15 protein-coding genes are annotated in these 19,291 nt (G+C 45.4%); 7 read left to right on the top strand and 8 right to left on the bottom strand.

Annotation, left to right across the window (positions count from 1 at the left end; all coding sequences use genetic code 11):
* The first annotated feature begins 74 nt into the window (after nucleotides 1–74).
* Nucleotides 75–4,043 (top strand): hybrid sensor histidine kinase/response regulator transcription factor, encoded by a 3,969-nt coding sequence (locus K6V26_RS16405; RefSeq protein ID WP_224263328.1) that lies wholly within the window; start codon nucleotides 75–77, stop codon nucleotides 4,041–4,043.
* A gap of 319 nt (nucleotides 4,044–4,362) precedes the next feature.
* On the top strand, nucleotides 4,363–4,524 hold the full coding sequence (locus K6V26_RS16410; RefSeq protein WP_224263329.1) for a hypothetical protein: 162 nt from the start codon (nucleotides 4,363–4,365) through the stop codon (nucleotides 4,522–4,524).
* Between the two features lie 19 nt (nucleotides 4,525–4,543).
* On the opposite strand, the gene K6V26_RS16415 is transcribed toward K6V26_RS16410, so the two are convergent.
* The 3 genes from K6V26_RS16415 to K6V26_RS16425 form a co-directional block, all read right to left on the bottom strand.
* The gene (locus tag K6V26_RS16415) at nucleotides 4,544–5,893 is read right to left on the bottom strand and encodes a Gfo/Idh/MocA family protein (protein WP_007654439.1); all 1,350 of its coding nucleotides are present in this window, start codon (nucleotides 5,891–5,893) and stop codon (nucleotides 4,544–4,546) included.
* A gap of 122 nt (nucleotides 5,894–6,015) precedes the next feature.
* On the bottom strand, nucleotides 6,016–6,801 hold the full coding sequence (locus K6V26_RS16420; RefSeq protein ID WP_224263330.1) for a porin family protein: 786 nt from the start codon (nucleotides 6,799–6,801) through the stop codon (nucleotides 6,016–6,018).
* A gap of 13 nt (nucleotides 6,802–6,814) precedes the next feature.
* Nucleotides 6,815–7,903 carry a PCMD domain-containing protein gene (locus tag K6V26_RS16425; protein WP_224263331.1) on the bottom strand — a complete coding sequence of 363 codons (1,089 nt, stop codon included), beginning with the start codon at nucleotides 7,901–7,903 and terminating at the stop codon, nucleotides 6,815–6,817.
* 192 nt (nucleotides 7,904–8,095) lie between these two features.
* On the opposite strand from K6V26_RS16425, the gene K6V26_RS16430 reads away from it, so the two are divergent.
* Complete coding sequence (locus K6V26_RS16430) at nucleotides 8,096–9,409, top strand: Gfo/Idh/MocA family protein (RefSeq protein WP_224263332.1); 1,314 nt, start codon at nucleotides 8,096–8,098, stop codon at nucleotides 9,407–9,409.
* A gap of 79 nt (nucleotides 9,410–9,488) precedes the next feature.
* Here K6V26_RS16430 and K6V26_RS16435 read toward each other — a convergent pair whose 3' ends face one another.
* Complete coding sequence (locus K6V26_RS16435) at nucleotides 9,489–11,009, bottom strand: DUF4301 family protein (protein ID WP_224263333.1); 1,521 nt, start codon at nucleotides 11,007–11,009, stop codon at nucleotides 9,489–9,491.
* Nucleotides 11,010–11,185: 176 nt separating this feature from the next.
* Between K6V26_RS16435 and K6V26_RS16440 the strand changes: the two genes are divergently transcribed.
* Nucleotides 11,186–13,399 (top strand): RelA/SpoT family protein, encoded by a 2,214-nt coding sequence (locus K6V26_RS16440; protein WP_007654446.1) that lies wholly within the window; start codon nucleotides 11,186–11,188, stop codon nucleotides 13,397–13,399.
* 231 nt (nucleotides 13,400–13,630) lie between these two features.
* Here the strand turns inward: K6V26_RS16440 and K6V26_RS16445 are convergent, their stop codons facing one another.
* Complete coding sequence (locus K6V26_RS16445) at nucleotides 13,631–14,473, bottom strand: mechanosensitive ion channel family protein (RefSeq protein ID WP_007654449.1); 843 nt, start codon at nucleotides 14,471–14,473, stop codon at nucleotides 13,631–13,633.
* 159 nt (nucleotides 14,474–14,632) lie between these two features.
* On the opposite strand from K6V26_RS16445, the gene K6V26_RS16450 reads away from it, so the two are divergent.
* From K6V26_RS16450 to K6V26_RS16460, 3 genes are all read left to right on the top strand, one after another.
* Nucleotides 14,633–15,454 carry a tetratricopeptide repeat protein gene (locus tag K6V26_RS16450; RefSeq protein ID WP_007654450.1) on the top strand — a complete coding sequence of 274 codons (822 nt, stop codon included), beginning with the start codon at nucleotides 14,633–14,635 and terminating at the stop codon, nucleotides 15,452–15,454.
* A gap of 151 nt (nucleotides 15,455–15,605) precedes the next feature.
* The gene (locus K6V26_RS16455) at nucleotides 15,606–15,908 is read left to right on the top strand and encodes a hypothetical protein (RefSeq protein ID WP_007654451.1); all 303 of its coding nucleotides are present in this window, start codon (nucleotides 15,606–15,608) and stop codon (nucleotides 15,906–15,908) included.
* Nucleotides 15,905–16,183 carry a Txe/YoeB family addiction module toxin gene (locus tag K6V26_RS16460; protein ID WP_007654453.1) on the top strand — a complete coding sequence of 93 codons (279 nt, stop codon included), beginning with the start codon at nucleotides 15,905–15,907 and terminating at the stop codon, nucleotides 16,181–16,183. The genes K6V26_RS16455 and K6V26_RS16460 overlap by 4 nt, the downstream gene beginning before the upstream one ends.
* 45 nt (nucleotides 16,184–16,228) lie before the next feature.
* Here K6V26_RS16460 and leuB read toward each other — a convergent pair whose 3' ends face one another.
* The 3 genes from leuB to K6V26_RS16475 are packed head-to-tail and all read right to left on the bottom strand — an operon-like array spanning nucleotide 16,229 to nucleotide 19,290.
* The gene (gene leuB / locus K6V26_RS16465; RefSeq protein WP_007654455.1) at nucleotides 16,229–17,299 is read right to left on the bottom strand and encodes a 3-isopropylmalate dehydrogenase; all 1,071 of its coding nucleotides are present in this window, start codon (nucleotides 17,297–17,299) and stop codon (nucleotides 16,229–16,231) included.
* A 14-nt stretch (nucleotides 17,300–17,313) separates the two neighbouring features.
* Nucleotides 17,314–17,760: a methylglyoxal synthase gene (locus K6V26_RS16470; RefSeq protein ID WP_007654467.1), complete on the bottom strand. Its 447-nt coding sequence runs from the start codon at nucleotides 17,758–17,760 to the stop codon at nucleotides 17,314–17,316.
* A gap of 18 nt (nucleotides 17,761–17,778) precedes the next feature.
* On the bottom strand, nucleotides 17,779–19,290 hold the full coding sequence (locus K6V26_RS16475; protein ID WP_224263334.1) for an alpha-isopropylmalate synthase regulatory domain-containing protein: 1,512 nt from the start codon (nucleotides 19,288–19,290) through the stop codon (nucleotides 17,779–17,781).
* Between the last annotated feature and the right edge of the window lies 1 nt (nucleotide 19,291).

Raw genomic sequence — 19,291 nt, forward strand, 5'->3', positions numbered from 1 at the left:
AATTCTGTTTACACCAAATGTTTTCTATTTTAGATCAGTTTTATTACATTTGCACTTATTAGAAATAAAGTACGATGAGAAGCATCCCTATTATAAAATTATTACAATTCCTGTTTTTGTTTTACTTCTGTATAGGATATACAAAAGGAGCAACTCCCAGCTATTTTTTCCAGCAGCTGAATCTGGACAAAGGTTTATCGCAAACAACAGTGAATTGTATCCTAGCAGACAATAAAGGATTGATATGGATCGGGACGGCTTCCGGGTTAAGCTGTTTCGACCGTTACGATATGAAAAGTTATTTCCATGAAAAGGATAACCCTTATTCCCTGCCGGGAAATACGATTTATTTCATTGCGGAAGATTCATTGAACAATATCTGGGTTTCTACCAACAACGGATTAACCTTATACGATAAAAGCAGCGACTCATTCCGCCCTGTCAAATTCGAAGATAAGATAATCACAACAAATTCATTCCATACATTCTCCGGTTCCATCCTTTTCACTGCGGATGAAGGACTATATATCTATGACGGCAAGAGTCGGACTCTTCATAAAAGGGCCGTCCTTCAAAAAGACTCATCCGATTTCGTACCTTATTATATACGTCCCTGGGATAATGACGAAGTTTTGCTTATCTCACGCAGGAACGGTATCCTCAAATACAACCCGGTTACCGATCAGATAACTCCTACCGATTATCCGATCCAAACGGGAGACCTGAATGCGGTTTATCTGGACAGCAAGAAAAGACTTTATCTTTCTTCCTATAATAAAGGCTTCGTTTGTTACGCCCCGGACGGGAAAGAGCTTTACCATATCCATACAGGAAACTCCAAATTGAATAATAACCTGGTACTTGACTTTCTGGAGATAAATAACAAACTCTGGATAACGACCGACGGCGGAGGAATCAATATTATGGATATGGATAACCCTTCCGATATCACGGCTATTGTCCATACACCGGGAGACAGGAACACGCTTCCGGTAAATTCCGTCAAATGCATCTATAAAGACAAACAGGATAATATCTGGGTAGGGACAGTCAGAGGCGGTATGATCGGTATCAAAGAAGTTTTCATGAAAACATATACGGACGTTCCGCGCAGTAATACCAACGGATTGAGCGATATATCAGTCATCAGTATCCACGAAGACAAACGGGGACGCTTGTGGCTAGGGACAGACGGAGGCGGTATCAACCAATACGATCCTTACACCGATACCTTTAAACATTATCCATCCACTTACGGAGATAAAGTCGTATCCATAACAGATTATTCAGACTCTGAATTGCTCGTTTCCCTATATACCAAAGGTATGTATCTCTTTAATAAAGAAACAGGACACTATCACCGTCCTTTCTATCTGATCGACGAAGCCACGACGGTCGACCAGTTTCACGGAGGAAACGCCTCACTGGCTTATAGGGTTACCGACGAATGGGCTTATTTTCTGGGTAAAAATGCAGTCAGCCATAGTTTCCGGACCGGGAAGTTCTCTTTTCTGAAGATAGATGGAAAGAGACTGGCCGCAGGTCCGATGAAAATGGTTTGTACCGACAATAAATCTGCCTTTATCATCCTAAGCAACAATCTGTATGAAGTTCATCACGGCAGCGACACGTTACATACCCTCCTCAGCATCGGAGGACATGAAGCGATCAAGGCGGTAGCACGCGACAAGAACGGTATTTTCTGGATCGGGACGGAATATGGCTTCAGTTATTTCGATTCTAACACAAAGGAATTCACCAAGATTGAAACCAAACTGTTCAACAGTGTCTCTACCTTGCTACTGGACGAACAGGAACGTCTTTGGATAGGTGCCCGCAATATGTTATTCTCGTATGATCTCAAAAAGAAACGTTTTGCCTCCTGGGGAGAATCGGACGGTTATACGACGAATGAGTTCATCTACAAATACCAGGTTTCGTCCATCTCCGATTATATCTATCTGGGTGGCGCCTCCGGATTGCTGCGTATCAATAAAAACATACCGACCAAAGAAGAACCGCTGCCCGAAGTCAGGCTGATGGACGTGTTGCTGAACGGGAACTCCTGTATCGATCAGCTGGAAAACGGCCGTAACCGGATAACGATTCCCCATACGCACAGCTCCATTGAAATAAAGGTCATCTCGATGGAAAAAGATGTGTTCCGCAGCAAACTATACCGTTATATGATTAACGGAACCGATCAACAATACACCGAAACATACAACCATGTCCTTTCACTGCGTATGCTGGCTCCGGGCAACTACTCCATCCTGGTGTCCTGCAACTCGAAAAGCGGGGAATGGAGCGAACCGGTCGAAGTACTTCATATCACGGTAACACCTCCTTGGTATCAACGCCCCTACGTCTTTGTCATTTTCATCATCCTGTTAATCCTCTTTCTTTTCTGGTCCGAACGCATAGCAAGGCGGCGCAGAAACCGGAAAATGAAATGGCAGATGAAAGAGCACACCAATAAGATGAATGAGGAAAAGGTACGCTTCCTCATCAACATCAGCCATGAACTGCGTACCCCGCTAACACTGATTTACGCACCTTTGAAAAGGATACTCGACAAAAATGGCTGGAATGAACCGGAAAACCTGAAAGGACAATTATCCGGCATATACAAACAGGTGCTAGACATGCGGAACACCATCAATATGGTATTGGATATGAGCAGCCTGAAGGAGGCGAAGAATACGTTGCATAAAACACCCCATCAACTGAACGAATGGATCATTTCCGTCGCCAAAGATTTTGAAAGCGAACTGGAAGCCCGCCATATCCGGATAGACTACCAACTGGATGAACATATCGGACAAGTTTCGTTCGACGGTCCCAAATGTACGACCGTCTTATCGAACCTATTAATGAATGCGCTGAAGTTCAGCCCTTCGGACACAACGATCACCGTATCCAGCGAATTACTGAATGATAAAATCCGGGTAAGCGTAGCCGACCAGGGAATCGGTCTGGGCAATCTCGATGCCAATAAACTCTTTACCCGCTACTATCAGGGCAACCACAACCAGTCGGGAAGCGGGATAGGACTCTCTTTCTCCAAAGTACTGATAGAAAGGCATAAGGGAACGATCGGTGCCATGAACAATGAAGACTGCGGAGCCACTTTTTTCTTTGAACTGCCGCTCGATGCAGAGAATGAAAACATAGAAAAGGAAAACCAGCAAGACGTATGGTTCCCGGTTGAAACACCATCCGAAGCGGAGACATTCTCTACAAACCATTATTCTATCATCATCGTAGAAGACAAGAAGGAATTAAGTTCGTTCCTGAAAGAGTCCTTACAGGAATCATTCAAAAATGTCTATGTGGCAGGCGACGGAGAAGAGGCCATTGAAATAATTAACCAGAAGCATCCGGACATCATCGTCAGCGACATTATGATGCCGAAAATGAACGGTTATGAATTGTGTAAAAAGATCAAGGAAGATATAGCAACCAGCCATATTCCTGTTATACTCCTAACTGCCAGGGGTGATCTGGATAGCACGACAATGGGATACAAACTGGGAGCGGACGCTTATCTGGCAAAGCCTTTCGATATGGAATTATTACTGGCAGTCATCAGTAACCAGCTGAAAAACAGGGAAGCGATCAGGCAGAAGTATAAAGAAAGCCATTTACTTCCTCCGGAAGCAACCCCTTCACAGACAAACAACCTGGACGAGGAGTTCATGCTGAAACTAAACAAGCTGATTTACGACAACCTTTCATCGCGTGAACTCGATGTCAAGTTCCTTACCACGCAGATGGGAATGAGCCGTACGCCACTCTATGCCAAGCTGAAGGCCTTAACCAATATGGGAGTTAACGATTATATCAATATGATCCGCATAGATAAAGCCTGCCAGCTACTGGTTGGCTCTTCCATGAATATCACAGAGATATCCGAAACTGTAGGATTCGAGTATCCCCGCCATTTCAGCACGCTATTCAAACAGATCAAAGGCATGCCGCCATCGCAATACAGGAATAGTAAGGCAACAACAAAAGAATGCGATAGCGAAAGATTAGATTAGATTCGATATTTATCAGATTTGAATGTTACTTTTCTCTTGAAAGAAAAGTAACCAAAAGTTCAAGGCTCAACCGGCTTCACTGCTCCGGTGAAAGACTCCACTCGAAAATCCGAAACTCGCTGCGCTCAAACAACGGATTTTCTTTACCGTTCCGTCTTTCACCTACGCGGACGTTCACCCGCTTAGGCCTTTCACAGGAAGCTGTGCTTCCTCTTAGGATGGCCGAGACCGATACTTATAGAACAAAAACTTTCGGATTTAACAGGTAGTATCGGCAATCCCAAAAGAACGCAAAGCGTTCTATGAAAGGTCTTAGCTGATGAGCGTTAAACGAAGCATCCGCAGAGAGCGTCCGGAGGCTGTGCTGTTTGAGCGAAGCGAGTTCACAGACGACAGCGAACGCAGGATGCGCAGTAGCGAAGCAGGTGTAGCCTTGATCTTTTGCCTACTTTTCTATCAAGGGAAAAGTAGGGGCAATTAATTCTATAATTACCCCCCATTTATTTCCAATAAGGCAATGTATAAGGATTGCGATACTGATACCAGTACAACCGATGTGCAGCGGCTTCCTTATCATTCACGAAACTTAATGTAGCCGGATCCCATTTTACCGGACGGTTCAGTTCGCGGGAAATATTTGCCAGACAACAAAGCGTATTAGTGCTGCACCCTACTTCTACCGGAGCAATCGGATTCTCACGTGAACGAACGCAATCGATAAAGTTCTGCATATGAGGCGAACTTACTTCATATTCCCCTTTACCGACTTCTTTCTTCTTGGCTTTCAACAAGGAAGGATCCGAACATTCGATATAACCGCGTGCCACTTTCAACCATCCTTTATCACCGATAAACTGGATCCCCTGGGCATTCTCATTATCTTCCCGATAAGGCTGTTCGGTCATCACAATACCGTTGGCATATTTCATGGAAGCATATTTCTGTCCGTTATAACCTGCCGGAGTAAATTCTACCGGGCCGGAACCGTCCATACCGATAGCAGCCTGAGCGATGTCAAACATATGGGCACCCCAGTCAGCCGTAAAGCCATTACCGGTTTCCTGATACCAACGCCAGGCTCCCCACAACTGTTCGTTCTGCTCCGGATCGAGAGAGATCGGAGGACAAAGATCCGGATGATAGTGTACCTTCGGATCATTCAGCGGTCCCATCCATTGATTGAAGTTCAGATTTCCCGGCACAGGCATTTCCGGGAGATCCAACGGCTTTGGAGGTGCACCGACACGGGCATATATTTTCTCTACATGACCGATCGCACCATTACGAACCAACTCGATCGCTTTCTGAAACTCTTCGCTCGAACGTTGCTGGCTTCCCACCTGTAGCACCCGCTTGTTATCACGGACGGCTTTTACCATCGCCAGACCTTCGGCAATTGTATAAGCCAGCGGTTTCTGGCAATAAACATCTTTTCCCGCCTGACAAGCATGAATAGTAGTCAAAGCATGCCAGTGGTCGGGAGTTGCCACCTCGATCGCATCGATGTCCTTACGTTCCAGCATTTCCTCATAAAACTCATAGCTGTCGCAACGCGGCGCTACGCCCTGTTGCTTCTGCCAGGCCGTAATTCTACGCACAAAACGTTCGCGTTTCATGGAATCTACGTCGCAACCGGCAGCAACCTGCACGCCCGGACAATTGGAAAAACTGGTAAAATCGGATAAACCTTGCTGCCCCAGCCCGATAAAGCCTAAAACAACCCGATCACTCGGTGCGATACGCACTCCATTGATCGACCAGCTGGGAAGGATTGTAAAACTGGCTAGTCCCAGTGCGGACAAACCGAGGAATTTTCTTCGGGAAATTCCTTTCTTCTCGTTCTCTTTCATGGTATTAAATTATATTGGTCTTAAAAAATCAATACCGCAAATGTATAGAATTTATTGTAATAAATAAAAAAAACGGGAATATTTCATCAAATATTCCCGCAGATATGATATTGTATTATAACTTAAAATGCATAACCGAAGCCCATATTCAGATAGATCGGATACATGGCGAAAGAAACCGTATCAAAATCTTTCTTAAATATATCATTCAATCCCCAGGTCAGGTCTGCATACACATTCAAATGTTTGAAAGCCTTCCATTCACCTCCAAGTTGTAGTCCCCACTGGAATTTACGCAAATCTTTCGAGAAGTTATAAGGAGCACTTTTACCGTCTTCAAATATGACCTTATTTCCCGTCGGATCATTTTCACGCAGATAACCTTCATACACATCACCCGAAAAATCACCATCAAGCACATAAGATACATATGGGCCTAAATTCAATCGCCAACGCGGAGCAACCTGATAAGCCACTAACACCGGAACTGTCAAGTACGAATTCTTAACTTTTGTCTTCACATTCCCTGTCCAGTAACCCTTCAGCCTTTCACCACCGTCACCAATGATCTCCATACGGTAATTCTTCACTGTTGCATCTGTCTTCATTCCTTTGTTTTCCAGACGAATAGCAACACTTACTCCCCATTGACGTGCCGGATCCAACCATTTAGTAACATTCCCTTCAATGGCTATTTGCATTCCCGGATTATAACTATCTATACCACGAATCTCTTCCGGAAGAGGAATCGGAGCCGTACCACCAATACTGAATCCGGCCTTTACTTCATACTCCAAACCTATCAATGAAGATTTGATGATTCCTTTATTCCTGTCGGTCTGTGCAAATACAGAAGTTGACACCAACAGCAAAACTACAATACTTATAATCGATATATTCTTTTTCATCTATCCTCAGGTATTAATCGACCTTATACTCTAATTCCACGTTATCTATATACAATGTACTACCTACAGCACCATTGAAATGATCACCTTCAAGACTTGAAGAGAAAACAATAGCCACATTGTATTTCTTATTCTTTAATTTGTTGTTATCTATCGTTTTCCCTGGCTTCATTACGAACGGGATATTAAATTCCACCCATTCATTTGTTTCTTTCTGATTAGAAATACGAGCTACTGAGACCAGATTTGGATGCGTAAACTGGTTTGTTCCGTCCAAACGTTTCGTTTCGCTGTCCGTTTCATAGAAAATAGCATAAATATCGCATTGATCTTTCTTACCGGGAACAGGAACTTTACCTTCGGTGAAGGTTTGACCTGCCTTATACTTATAATATCCTTTCAAAGCTGTCGGTTCATACGCAAACGGAAAACCAAAGCGTGTTGCCTTCAAAGCATTACTCAAAGCACTTTTCGTATCGAATGACCCCATAAACAAGTTACCGGCAGCAATAGGCATTCCAACCCCTTCACCAAAGAAACCAGTCGAACGAGTCGTCAGTTTCAAACATTTTCCATTGATACCGTTCGGATCAGACACCGTTGGAAAATCTTCCGGCGCTTTTCCGGAACCTGTCAGGGCAAAACCAGGATTACCGCTAGCCCATGTCATTTTAGGCTGATTATCTTCATCTACTTCAAAGAATACTTGAAATTTATCTTTCTGTCTGACATTTTCAAAATCGAACTTTGTAGGAATATCAGCAAGGATAAACGATATTTCATAGCGCTTCTTCCAATCTCCGTCCTGTGAAGTTACTTCATAAACTTGTGGTGTAGTGAAATCACGTACTGTACCGCTTTCAGGAGAAATCGTTGCACCCTCCGTCAAAGAAAACTCAGGAGCGACGTTTTCAATATCAATATTCGGACTTGCCCAAATTATGATTTTATCATTCTCTATATCCATATCTAATATATCATCTTGCATCTGCGGAAGCTCGCAAGTCAGAATATCAGCTTCTGCATTCGGCGCCTCGTCCTGAATACAGGACATTCCCATAATACTTAAAAAAAGACAGATTAATAAGCGTGTCAGCTTCATTTTGTTTCTTTTTTAGTGAATAATCCAATAATTACTTTTTCCATAAAGCGACTGCAAATTTACTTCCCTTTTTCGGATTTGTCTGCAATATTATGTTTTTATTACATATTTTATTGGGCAAACCCAGGCTTTCTTCCTATTTTTGGTGTTTTACAAACAATTGTGTATCATCACCATTAATTCATTCAGACCATGACAACACGCAGAGATTTTATCCGGCAGGCCGCCCTTCTGGGAGCCGGCCTCTCGATGAACCCTTTCTTTATTAAAGCTAGTAGTAACTCAGTCGGTGCAAACGATAAGATCAGGGTCGGACTGATCGGTTGCAAAGGAATGGGGTATTCCGACCTACAGGCTTTCCTCCGCAATCCGGAAGTCGAATGTATCGCTTTAGCGGATATTGATAAAAATGTGTTAAATAACAGGGCTGCCGAGACGGAAAAACTAACCGGAAAGAAGGTAAAACACCTTTATAAAGACTGGCGGAAGCTGATCGACAACAAAGATGTGGACGTCGTTATCGTCGGTACTCCCGACCATTGGCACTGCCTCCAGATGGTTGCCGCCTGCGAAGCCGGAAAAGATGTTTATTGCGAAAAACCGCTGGGAAACAGTATCGAAGAATGTAACATCATGGTACGTGCCGCCGAGAAATACAACCGTGTCGTACAGGTCGGACAGTGGCAACGCAGCGACCCTCACTGGCAGGACGCAATGGCTTTCGTACATAGCGGGCAGTTGGGTAAAATACGTACCGTACGTGTGTTTTCTTATCAGGGGTGGTGTCCTTCCATTCCGGTAGTTGCCGACGAACCGGTTCCGGCAGGTGTTGATTATGACATGTGGCTCGGTCCGGCCCCCAAACGCCCGTTCAACCGCAACCGTTTCCATTTCACTTTCCGTTGGTTCTGGGATTATGCCGGAGGACTGATGACAGACTGGGGTGTCCACCTGCTCGATTACGCCCTCTATGGGATGAATGTGACGGCACCGAACTCTATCATGGCTTCGGGCGGCAAATTCGGTTATCCGGACGATGCCTGCGAAACGCCCGACCTTCTGCAAACGATCTATACATTCGATGACTTCACCGTGATGTGGGACCATGCCATCGGTATCGATGACGGTGCTTACGGACGTAACCACGGACTCGGTTTTGTAGGAGAAAACGGCACACTGGTTATCGACCGCGGCGGGTGGGAAGTCATCCCTGAAAAGGTGAACGGCAAGGCCCGAATGGAAGCAGTCGCCCTGAATAAGGCTTACGGAGAAGGCGGCTTGAACCTGCACGTCAAGAACCATCTGGAATGTATCAAATCGCGCAACCGTAATTGTAATGCTAGCATCGAGATCGGCGCACATATCGCCAAATTCTCTCAATTAGGTAACATTGCTTACCGGACCGGAAAGAAACTTTCGTGGGACGGAACAAGTTTCCATGATGCAGAAGCTGATAAATATCTCTGCAAAGAATATCGCGCCCCCTGGGAGTTACCGAAAATATAAGCAGAATGAAAAAGGCGGGCTCTCACAAGTCCGCCTTTTCGAATGTTTAATTTAAATACTAACTATGGTATCGATCCGATCATTGATGCTCGGACCGTAGTAAGTCGTTAACCGTCTTTACCGGATTGAAAGTCTCGATAGGAACTTCTACAAATACGGTATTCCAGTCGCTCATTGCACCATTCCACAAACCGGGAAGTTCCAATGCCTTCAAATCGCGGCCATCTTTACTCTTGTAAGAGATGAAACCGGTATTTTTATCTACATAATCAGGCAGATTATATTTTTCTCCTTTATGATTCTTCAATGCACATACCAGGTCAACCGGATTGAAGTGGGTACCTTGTTCGAACATCGCTTTCTTTGCCGGATCTTTCAGGTCGATCTGCGAACTTTCCAGGATTTGCGGAGAGACAGTGCCATCCGGATTCTGTGCCAGGAACGGACCGCCACCCGGTTCGCCTACATTCTTCACCATACCGCAAACACGCAACGGACGGAGCAGTTTGCTCTTGATATAAAGAATCAGTTCAGCATCTTCCAGCAACTTCGTATCCGGATTCTTGATACACAGGTCATCCTGTAGGAAATGAATCATTTCTTCTACCTGGTCATGTGAATATTTTCCTGTTTCGATCAGGTTCAGATAATTGAATATACGTTCCTGCAAAGTAACCAGTACACCGGCTATCACTTTCTTAAAGATAACAGTCGAACATTTGAAACTGTCGGGAACGACATTGTCGATATTCTTTACGAAAACGACATCGGCATCGATATCATTGAGATTCTCGATCAAAGCACCATGACCACCCGGACGGAACAACAGTTTATCATTCTTGTCGCGGAAAGGATTGTTCTCCATATCAGCGGCAACCGTATCCGTACTCGGCTTCTGTACACTGAAAGAAAGGTCATAGCCTACCGAGAACTTTTCTTCGTATGTCTGTTTCTTTTCTGACACCAACTGTTCAAACAAAGCCTTATGTTCGGGAGATACGGTAAAATGGATATTTACTTCACCGGCATTGTTCTTGGCATACATGGCACCTTCAGCCAGATGTTCTTCCATGGCAGTACGGATCGTTTCACCTGCCCGGTGGAACAACAACAGACCTTTAGGCAACTGTCCGTAATTCAAACCTTTGGCATCCAATAAATTGGAAACCACCGCCTTATAATTGCCGGCAGCGATCAGTGCCGGGATATCTTTATCTTCATTTGCCAGGCAAACGGCATTCAATGCATTATAAAAAGCGAAACGGGTAATCTCGCTGAAGAATTTCTTTTCAAAATCACTGGTCGGCACATCATAAGACGCTGACAGAAACTCGTACAGGTTCTTAAACATACGGCTGGCAGCACCCGAAGCAGGTACAAATTTCAGGATCCGTTTATTTTTAGCAAGATAGGCATCCCATGCATCCATATAAGTTGCCTGGTCCTCCTGCGATACAACCATTATACCTTTTTCTACCGATGCGGATGCGGCTATTTCCAGATAAGGGAAACCTTTGACGAAGCAAGCCAGTTGTTCTTCAATCTGCTGTTCGCTGATTCCTTTATCAGCCAATTGCTTTAAATCGTTTGCGTTTAACATAGTATATCTTTTAAAATTAGTACTCTTCGCATTGTGGCATAGCATTTTCCGTCTATGCTTCTCGCAAATGTATAAAAATACTGTTAGAATAGCATTGATATTCGAGGAAAAAAGATACTTTTACAGTATGTTTTACCGCCTGTCCTCAAATGGGCAGTAAAAAAGAAGATGCAACTATGGACATACAACCATTCTTTACGGAAGAAGAAAGAAAAGATTTCTTCTCAAAATACAGACAATTGGTACGTAGCCTCTACTCCTTTTTACATAGAGAGGATATACGGAAAATGAGAGAGTTGATGCAGCGCGTTGTCGCACTCGACTGTTACGGAAGAGACAAGAACGGCATCAACGGATTGATTCGCAATATTAATACTGCACTGATCGCAACAACGGAGATCGGACTGAAACGGACTTCGGTCATCGCCCTCCTGCTCTATCGCCCGGTGCTGAAAAAGGTCATTACACTGGAAGAGGTCGAAAAGACGTTCGACGCAGATGTCACGCTGATCATTCAGCGCCTACTGAAGACTTCCGATCTGTATGCCCGCAATACGGCCGTCAATTCCGAAAACTTCCATCACCTGCTCTTCTCTTTTGCAGAAGATGTCAGGGTGATACTGATCATGATTGCCGACCGCCTCTGCCTGATGCGCCTGGGCAAACAGTTGAAGGAAGACGACCGCCTGCGGCTAGCCACCGAAGCCTCATATCTGTATGCTCCCCTGGCTCATCGCCTGGGTCTATACAAAATAAAGAGCGAACTCGAAGACTTGTCGCTGAAGTATACCGATCCCAAACAGTATGATTTCATCAAGAAAAAGCTGAATGAGACCAAACGTTCACGTGACATTTATATAGCCGAATTCATCGCACCTATCAAGAAAAAGTTGCAGGAAGCCGGCTTACAGTTCGATATCAAAGGACGTACCAAATCCATTCACTCGATCAACAACAAGCTGAAAAAGCAGAAGATCGAGTTTGAAGGCATATACGACCTGTTCGCGATCCGTGTCGTGCTGGATACTCCACTTAAAAAAGAACGTTCGGAATGCTGGCAGGTATATTCGATCATTACCGACATGTACCAGCCTAACCCCAACCGTATGAAAGACTGGATTTCCATTCCGAAGACGAATGGATACGAGAGTCTGCATATCACGGTCATGGGCCCGCAAAACAAATGGGTGGAAGTGCAGATCCGTACCCGCCGGATGGATGAGATCGCCGAACGCGGACTGGCAGCCCACTGGAAATACAAAGGCGTGAAAGCCGAAAGCGGACTGGACGAATTCCTCAATACCGTGCGTGCCGCCCTGGAAGAGAAGGAGAACAACCCGCTCGACCTGATGCAGGACTTCAAGATGGACCTGTATAAGGACGAAATCTATGTCTTCACACCGACCGGCGAACTGATCAAACTGGCGAAAGGGGCCACCGTGCTCGACTTTGCCTTTGCCATCCATTCAAAGCTGGGATGCAAATGCGTTTCCGCCAAGGTAAATGAAAAGAACGTACCTATTAAATATGTACTGAACAACGGGGATACGGTTTCGGTCGTCACCTCTCCAACTCAGACGCCTAAACGCGACTGGCTGAACATCGTCGTCACCTCCAAAGCCCGTGTAAAGATCAAACAGGCCCTCCGTGAAGAGACAGCCAAGGCGGTCGACTTTGCCAAGGAGATGCTCCAACGCCGTTTCAAAAACCGGAAGATCGAGATGGAAGAACCTCATCTGATGCGTTACATCAAGAAGAAAGGATTCAAGACCGTCACCGACTTCTACATCGAAATAGCCGAAGAACGCCTCGACCCGAACAATGTGATCGACGAATATCAGGAGTTTGTCCGCAAGGAAACCGAGACCAACGACCGTTCGGAAACCCGTAGTGCCGGCGAATACATCACGACCACCGAAGTGGAGGAAATATCCACCAACAAGGATGTTCTGGTCATCGACAAGAACCTGACAGGGATTGAATACAAGTTGGCAAAATGCTGTAACCCGATCTACGGCGACGAAGTATTCGGATTCGTTTCCACCCAGGGCATCAAGATCCACCGGATGGATTGCCCGAACGCGCAGGAGATGTTCAGCCGTTTCGGTTACCGTATCATCCGTGCAAAATGGAGCGGAAAAGGCGACAACGGATATGTGGTAACCCTTCGCGTTGTCGGCAGGGACGATATCGCGATCGTCACCAACATCACCTCGGTGATCGGAAAAGAGAATGGCGTCACGCTCCGTTCGTTGAATATAGATTCGGTAGACGGGATATTCCAGGGTAACTTTGCCGTACTGGTGAGAGATACCAATTCGCTGAATATGCTGGTCAAGAAAATAAAATCAGTCAAAGGAGTCAAGACGGTAGACCGTCTGAATTCATAAGAAAAAGGCTCGCCATAACGGTCGAGCCTTTTTCTTTTTTTATAATCAAATAATTAATACTAAAGTAATAAAATAAAGTTCTTTGTATTTTTACCTTAAAAACATTTTCTGTTATTCACTTTTAAATTGATAGACAAAGATAAATCTTTTTGTTCAACTATTAAACGTATTACCGCCCGTCAGACGAACCCCAACGGTTATTGAACAAAAAGATTTATTTTAAGGACAAAATCAGTCTTTTGCCTGATGCACCGTCAGTTGCGGGAACGGGAACCCGATACCCTCAGCATTGAAGGTTGCATAAATAGCTTTATTGGTATCAAAATAAACGCCCCAGTAATCGGAACTTTTTACCCATACACGCACAACGACATTGACACTGCTATCAGCCAGCGCACTCAAGGCTATGAAAGGAGCCGGTTCGTTCAAAACACGTGCATCCTGTGCAAGAACGGATTCGATCACTCTCTTTACATGCTCGTAATCGCTTCCGTATTCCACACCGAAAGTCCATTCCACACGACGCGTCGGCTCATTACCGATATTGGTTACCACGCCGCTGCTCAATGAGCCGTTCGGAATAAAGATATTTTTATTGTCTGCCGTAAGCAAAATAGTATGGAAGATCTGAATCTCCCTCACCGTACCGCCTACACCCTGCGATTCGATATAATCACCGACCTTATACGGTTTAAACAAAAGGATAATCAACCCGCCGGCGAAGTTCGACAGGTTTCCGCTCAACGCCATACCGATAGCGACACCGGCAGAAGCAAGCAATGCAGCAAACGAAGTCGTCTGTACTCCCAACGCCCCTACAACGGAAATGATCAACAGGATCATCAACGTAACATTCACCAGACTTCCTACAAATGTTTTAACAGACGGATCAAAATCACGTTTCGTTAAAATACGGCGAACAAGTTTGTTAATCATGCGGATAATGAAACGTCCTACAACGAAAACAATGATCGCTTTAATAATTGTCCACCCTAAATGACTACCCTGCTCTATCAGGGAATTGATAAAACCTTCCAATTTCGGATTGGAAGCCAACACATCTAATAATATCATATTTCTATCTATTTTAATTAAACACTTTTATCTTATAACAATCAAAGCATCGAAAAGTCTTATAAAATGTGGCAAAGGTATAAAGTTTTTTTAATCCAGCGGCAGAACAAGATATTTGCGTAGCTTTGCGACGATCAAATAACAGATAAAAACAAGAGAATGAGATTACTGCTAATATTCATCACTTTTATCATGGCAACAGCTAACTGTTTTGCCCAATCGTATGAGGAACTGATTGAAAAAAGTTACGACTTTCTGGATAAGAAAGACCTGGTGTCTGCCGAAGAAAGCCTGAGGGCCGCCATGCGCCTGGAACCGGGAAATCCTATGAACTATGCCTTGTTGACAAACCTCGGCAGTATCCAACGCCGCCAGGGCAAGCTCCAGGATGCGCTGCTTTCCTATACGGCCGCACTCAGCGGACGTCCCAACAATCCGACTATCCTGGAGAACCGCGCCTCTCTCTACTCCGAGCTGGGAGAAACGGAGAAAGCGCTGAATGATTACGATGCCTTACTGATCGTGGAACCGACAAACGAAGAGGCTCTTTACTGCCGCGGACTGATCTATATCCAAAAAAAGAATTATATCTGGGCGGAACAGGATTTCGATAAAATACTCGAGATGAACGAAAAGTCCGTCCGTGCCCGTCTGGGACATGCCATTCTTGAAAAGATGCGTGGTAACTATGAGGAAAGTGAAAGAATCTTCAACTACCTGATCAGCCAGATGCCCCGTGACTGGCTATTGTATGAAGGTCGTGCCGATGTGTATTTCATGATGGGCAAGAACGCCCGTGCCATGGCAGATATTAACAAGGTATTTATTGAAAGTACTCCCAGCGCTTCTCTATATGTGCTGAGAGGAAAAGTGAAGCTGGCCCAGTATGAAAAAGAATCCGCCGCAAAAGATTTCCTGAAAGCACAGGAGATGGGCTATGACCAGACAATCATCGACGAGTTGATGAAGATGACAAAATGATAAACTCACAATCAGCATTCCTTCATTCCGACTTTTTATGTCAGTTCCAATGGGTTACAACCTATTTCTTCGCAAGATATTGAGTGGCTCAATATGTATACATTGTATATATGATGTATATTTTATACCTTTGTGGAAAATATAAAAGATTATGGCAACAATAGCAATCGAAAAGAAAAGGAAAAATATAGATTTGTCTGTAGACACTTTGAAAAAGCTGTCCATTATGGCTGCTTCACAAGGTAAAAGCGTAAAGGCTTTCATAGAAAATCTGTTGGAAACCAAAGCAAATTCTTTGAGTATAGAAGTTTCAACAAATCCGAGCCCAAGCGGTGACCCGTGGTTTGATGATCCGGAGAATATGGCATCTGTCATGCGTGGCATTGAAGATGCAAAACAGGGCAGGGTTACAGCTTATACAATAGATGATATCAAAAATTTGTTAGGCGTATGAGCTATAAACTGAAGTTAACGGATGAAGCCCAAAAACAGCTACTCCAATGGAAGAAATCAGGAAAGAAGAAAGATCTAGCCAAAATTTTTTCACTATTCCAGGAGTTAGAAGAGCATCCGACCACCGGAACCGGACAGGTAGAGCAATTAAAAGGCAACCTTTCCGGTTTTTGGAGTAGACGTATAGACAAACATTATCGTATCATCTACGCCATACATGAAGAGATTGTAACTGTTGAAGTCGTTTCTGTAAAAAGTCATTATGGCGATAAATAAAAATGGGACGAAAAATGTTTCGCCCCATCGGATGTTTTAATCAAATTACTTCTTCGCAATATATTCAGCAATCCAGTCCCCTACTTCGCTGGTCTTGTAGGCTTTGCCATTTTCAGCGATATCTTCGGTTACAATATTGGCTTCCATGGAAGCGGCAACGGCTTCGCGGATCAATGCGCCTTCTTCCATCCCGTTGAAAGCATATTCGAACATCAGGGCGGCACTCAGGATAGTAGCCAGCGGATTGGCTATATTCTTTCCGGCAGCCTGCGGATAAGAACCGTGGATCGGTTCGAATACGGAAGTATGCACACCGATAGAAGCAGAAGGCAGCATGCCTAATGAACCGGTAATTACCGAAGCCTCGTCTGTCAGGATATCACCGAACATGTTTTCGGTAACCATCACGTCGAAACTCTTCGGCCATTGAACCAAACGCATGGCGGCGTTGTCGACAAACATATATTCTGTCTCCACATCCGGATATTCCTTTTCAATCTCCTGTGCTACCTGACGCCAGAGACGAGATGTAGCCAACACATTCGCCTTATCGACTACCGTTACTTTCTTGCGGCGTTTCTGTGCATACTGGTAAGCCAGGCGAACGATACGTTCGATCTCTTCACGGGTATAAACACAGGTATCGTAAGCCGTGTTCCCATCTTCGCTTCTACCCTGCGGACGACCGAAATACATACCGCCTGTCAATTCGCGGATACACATAAAGTCTGCTCCCTCGATCAGTTCGGCACGAAGCGGAGATTTATGCAACAGCGACGGGAACGTTGTTACCGGACGGATATTGGCAAAAAGTCCCAGCTTCTTACGCATTCCCAGCAGTCCTTGTTCGGGGCGTACCTTTGCGGAAGGGTTATTATCATATTTCGGAGAACCGATCGCACCAAAATAAACGGCGTCGCTCTGCATACAAAGTTCGTGCGTTTCATCCGGATACGGGTTGCCGGTCTCATCGATGGCAACCGCTCCCACCAGAGCGTGTTTGTAACTTAGTTCGTGGCCATATTTTTCGCATACGGCTTTAACGGCTTTCATGCCTTGTTCTACAATCTCGGGACCGATACCGTCGCCGGGAAGGACTGCGATGTTTAATTTCATTTCAGTTTGTTATTTTAGTCTCTTTTAAATAGCACATATTTGGGTTCCATAGGGACGTAACTATCATCGTCCCACAGGGTGCTCGTAATCATCAGGTCGGCACTGTAACGGTTACAAGCAATAGGCACATTATGAACACGACACTGGCGAAGCAACATCTGAATATCAGCTTCGTGCGGTTGCGCGTTCAGGTCATCGATCAGGAAAACCGCCAGATCCACCTCCTTGCGTACCACCATGGCAGCAATTTCTGCATCACCGCCTAACGGCCCGGAATGCATACAGATTACTTCGGCAGCAATACCTTTCTCGTCGAAAGCATTACGTATCAGTCCGCCGGTTGTACCGGTACATACTAAAAGATGGTGGGAAAGGAATTCTGCATTGTGTACAGCCCATTCTACCATGTCAGCTTTACGATTGTCGTGCGCTACCAGCGCAATGGTCAGTTTTCTGTTCATAACTAATACCTCCTATATTTATTGTTCAATCTTATTCAGCATCTTCAGCGTCGCCTTGATGGCGGCTTCCGTCTGGTCGGCATCGAGGCCTCGGGTTTTGAAATCTATCCCGGCATAATTCCAGCTGATGATCGTCTGCACAAAGGCATCGGTACGACCTCCGGGGGGAATGGATACGGAATAGTTCGTCAGCATCGGGAACGGGCGACCCAGGTCGGAATAGATCTTGCGAAGGGCACGGACGAACGCGTCGTACTGGCCGTCGCCGGATGCCGACTCTTCGTATGCCTCGCCGTCGATCTCTATTTTCAGCGTGGCTACCGGCCTCAGTCCCTGCGCCAAAGATAAGGAATAATTTAATATACGGATACGTTGGTCCGCCATTGCATCGTGATGAAGCACATCGCTGATAATATATGGCAGGTCTTCCGTCGTCACCATTTCCTTCTTGTCGCCCAGTTCGATGATACGCTCGGTGATCTTACGCATGGACTCGTCGTCCACGTCGATTCCCAACGATTCCAGGTTCATGCGGATATTAGCCTTGCCGGAAGTCTTTCCGAGGGCATATTCGCGGACACGGCCGAAACGTTCGGGGATCAGGTCGTTGCAATACAGGTTGTTTTTGCTGTCGCCATCGGCATGGACGCCGGCACATTGCGTGAAGACATGTTCGCCGATGATCGGGCGGTTCGGGGCGATATGGATGCCGGAATAGGTCTCGACCAGGCGGCTTGCAGCGTTGATCTTCTCTTCCCGCACACTGGTCTGACCGTTCAGATGGTCTTTTATCACGGCGATCACGCTGCTGAGCGGTGCATTTCCCGCCCGTTCGCCCAGACCGTTGATCGTGGTGTGGACACCGTGTATTCCTGCCCGGACTGCCGAATAGACATTGGCTACTGCCAGGTCATAATCGTTGTGGGCATGGAAATCAAAATGAAGCCCGGGATAATGTTCGAGCATCTGTTTGCAGAACTCGTACGTATTGCCCGGATTCAGGATGCCCAACGTATCGGGCAACATAAAACGTCGGATCGGCAGGTCTTTCAACGCATCGATCAGCTGGAAGACGTAATCGGGAGAGTTTTTGATCCCGTTCGACCAGTCTTCCAGATATATATTAACCTCAATACCTCTTTCGGTAGCCAGCGATACAACAGAACGGATATCTGCAATATGCTGTTCGGGCAATTTGCGGAGTTGTTCGGTTACGTGTTTATACGAACCTTTACAGAGAAGGTTTACCACGCGACAACCGGCCGATTCGATCCAGTTGAGCGAGGCGTCGCCATCCACAAAGCCCAATACTTCGAGCTTATGCAGATTTCCGGTACGTTCGGCCCAGGCAGCCACTCGCTTCACGGCTTCGAACTCTCCGTCCGATACGCGAGCAGAGGCAATCTCCACGCGGTTTACTCCCAGATCCCCCAGCAGCATCTGCGCAATACTGAGCTTTTCGTGAGCCGCAAAAGAGACACCCGATGTTTGTTCCCCGTCCCGAAGGGTTGTATCCATTATTTCTACCATC

The sequence above is a fragment of the Parabacteroides goldsteinii genome (assembly GCF_020091425.1).
Taxonomy (GTDB): Bacteria; Bacteroidota; Bacteroidia; order Bacteroidales; family Tannerellaceae; genus Parabacteroides; species Parabacteroides goldsteinii.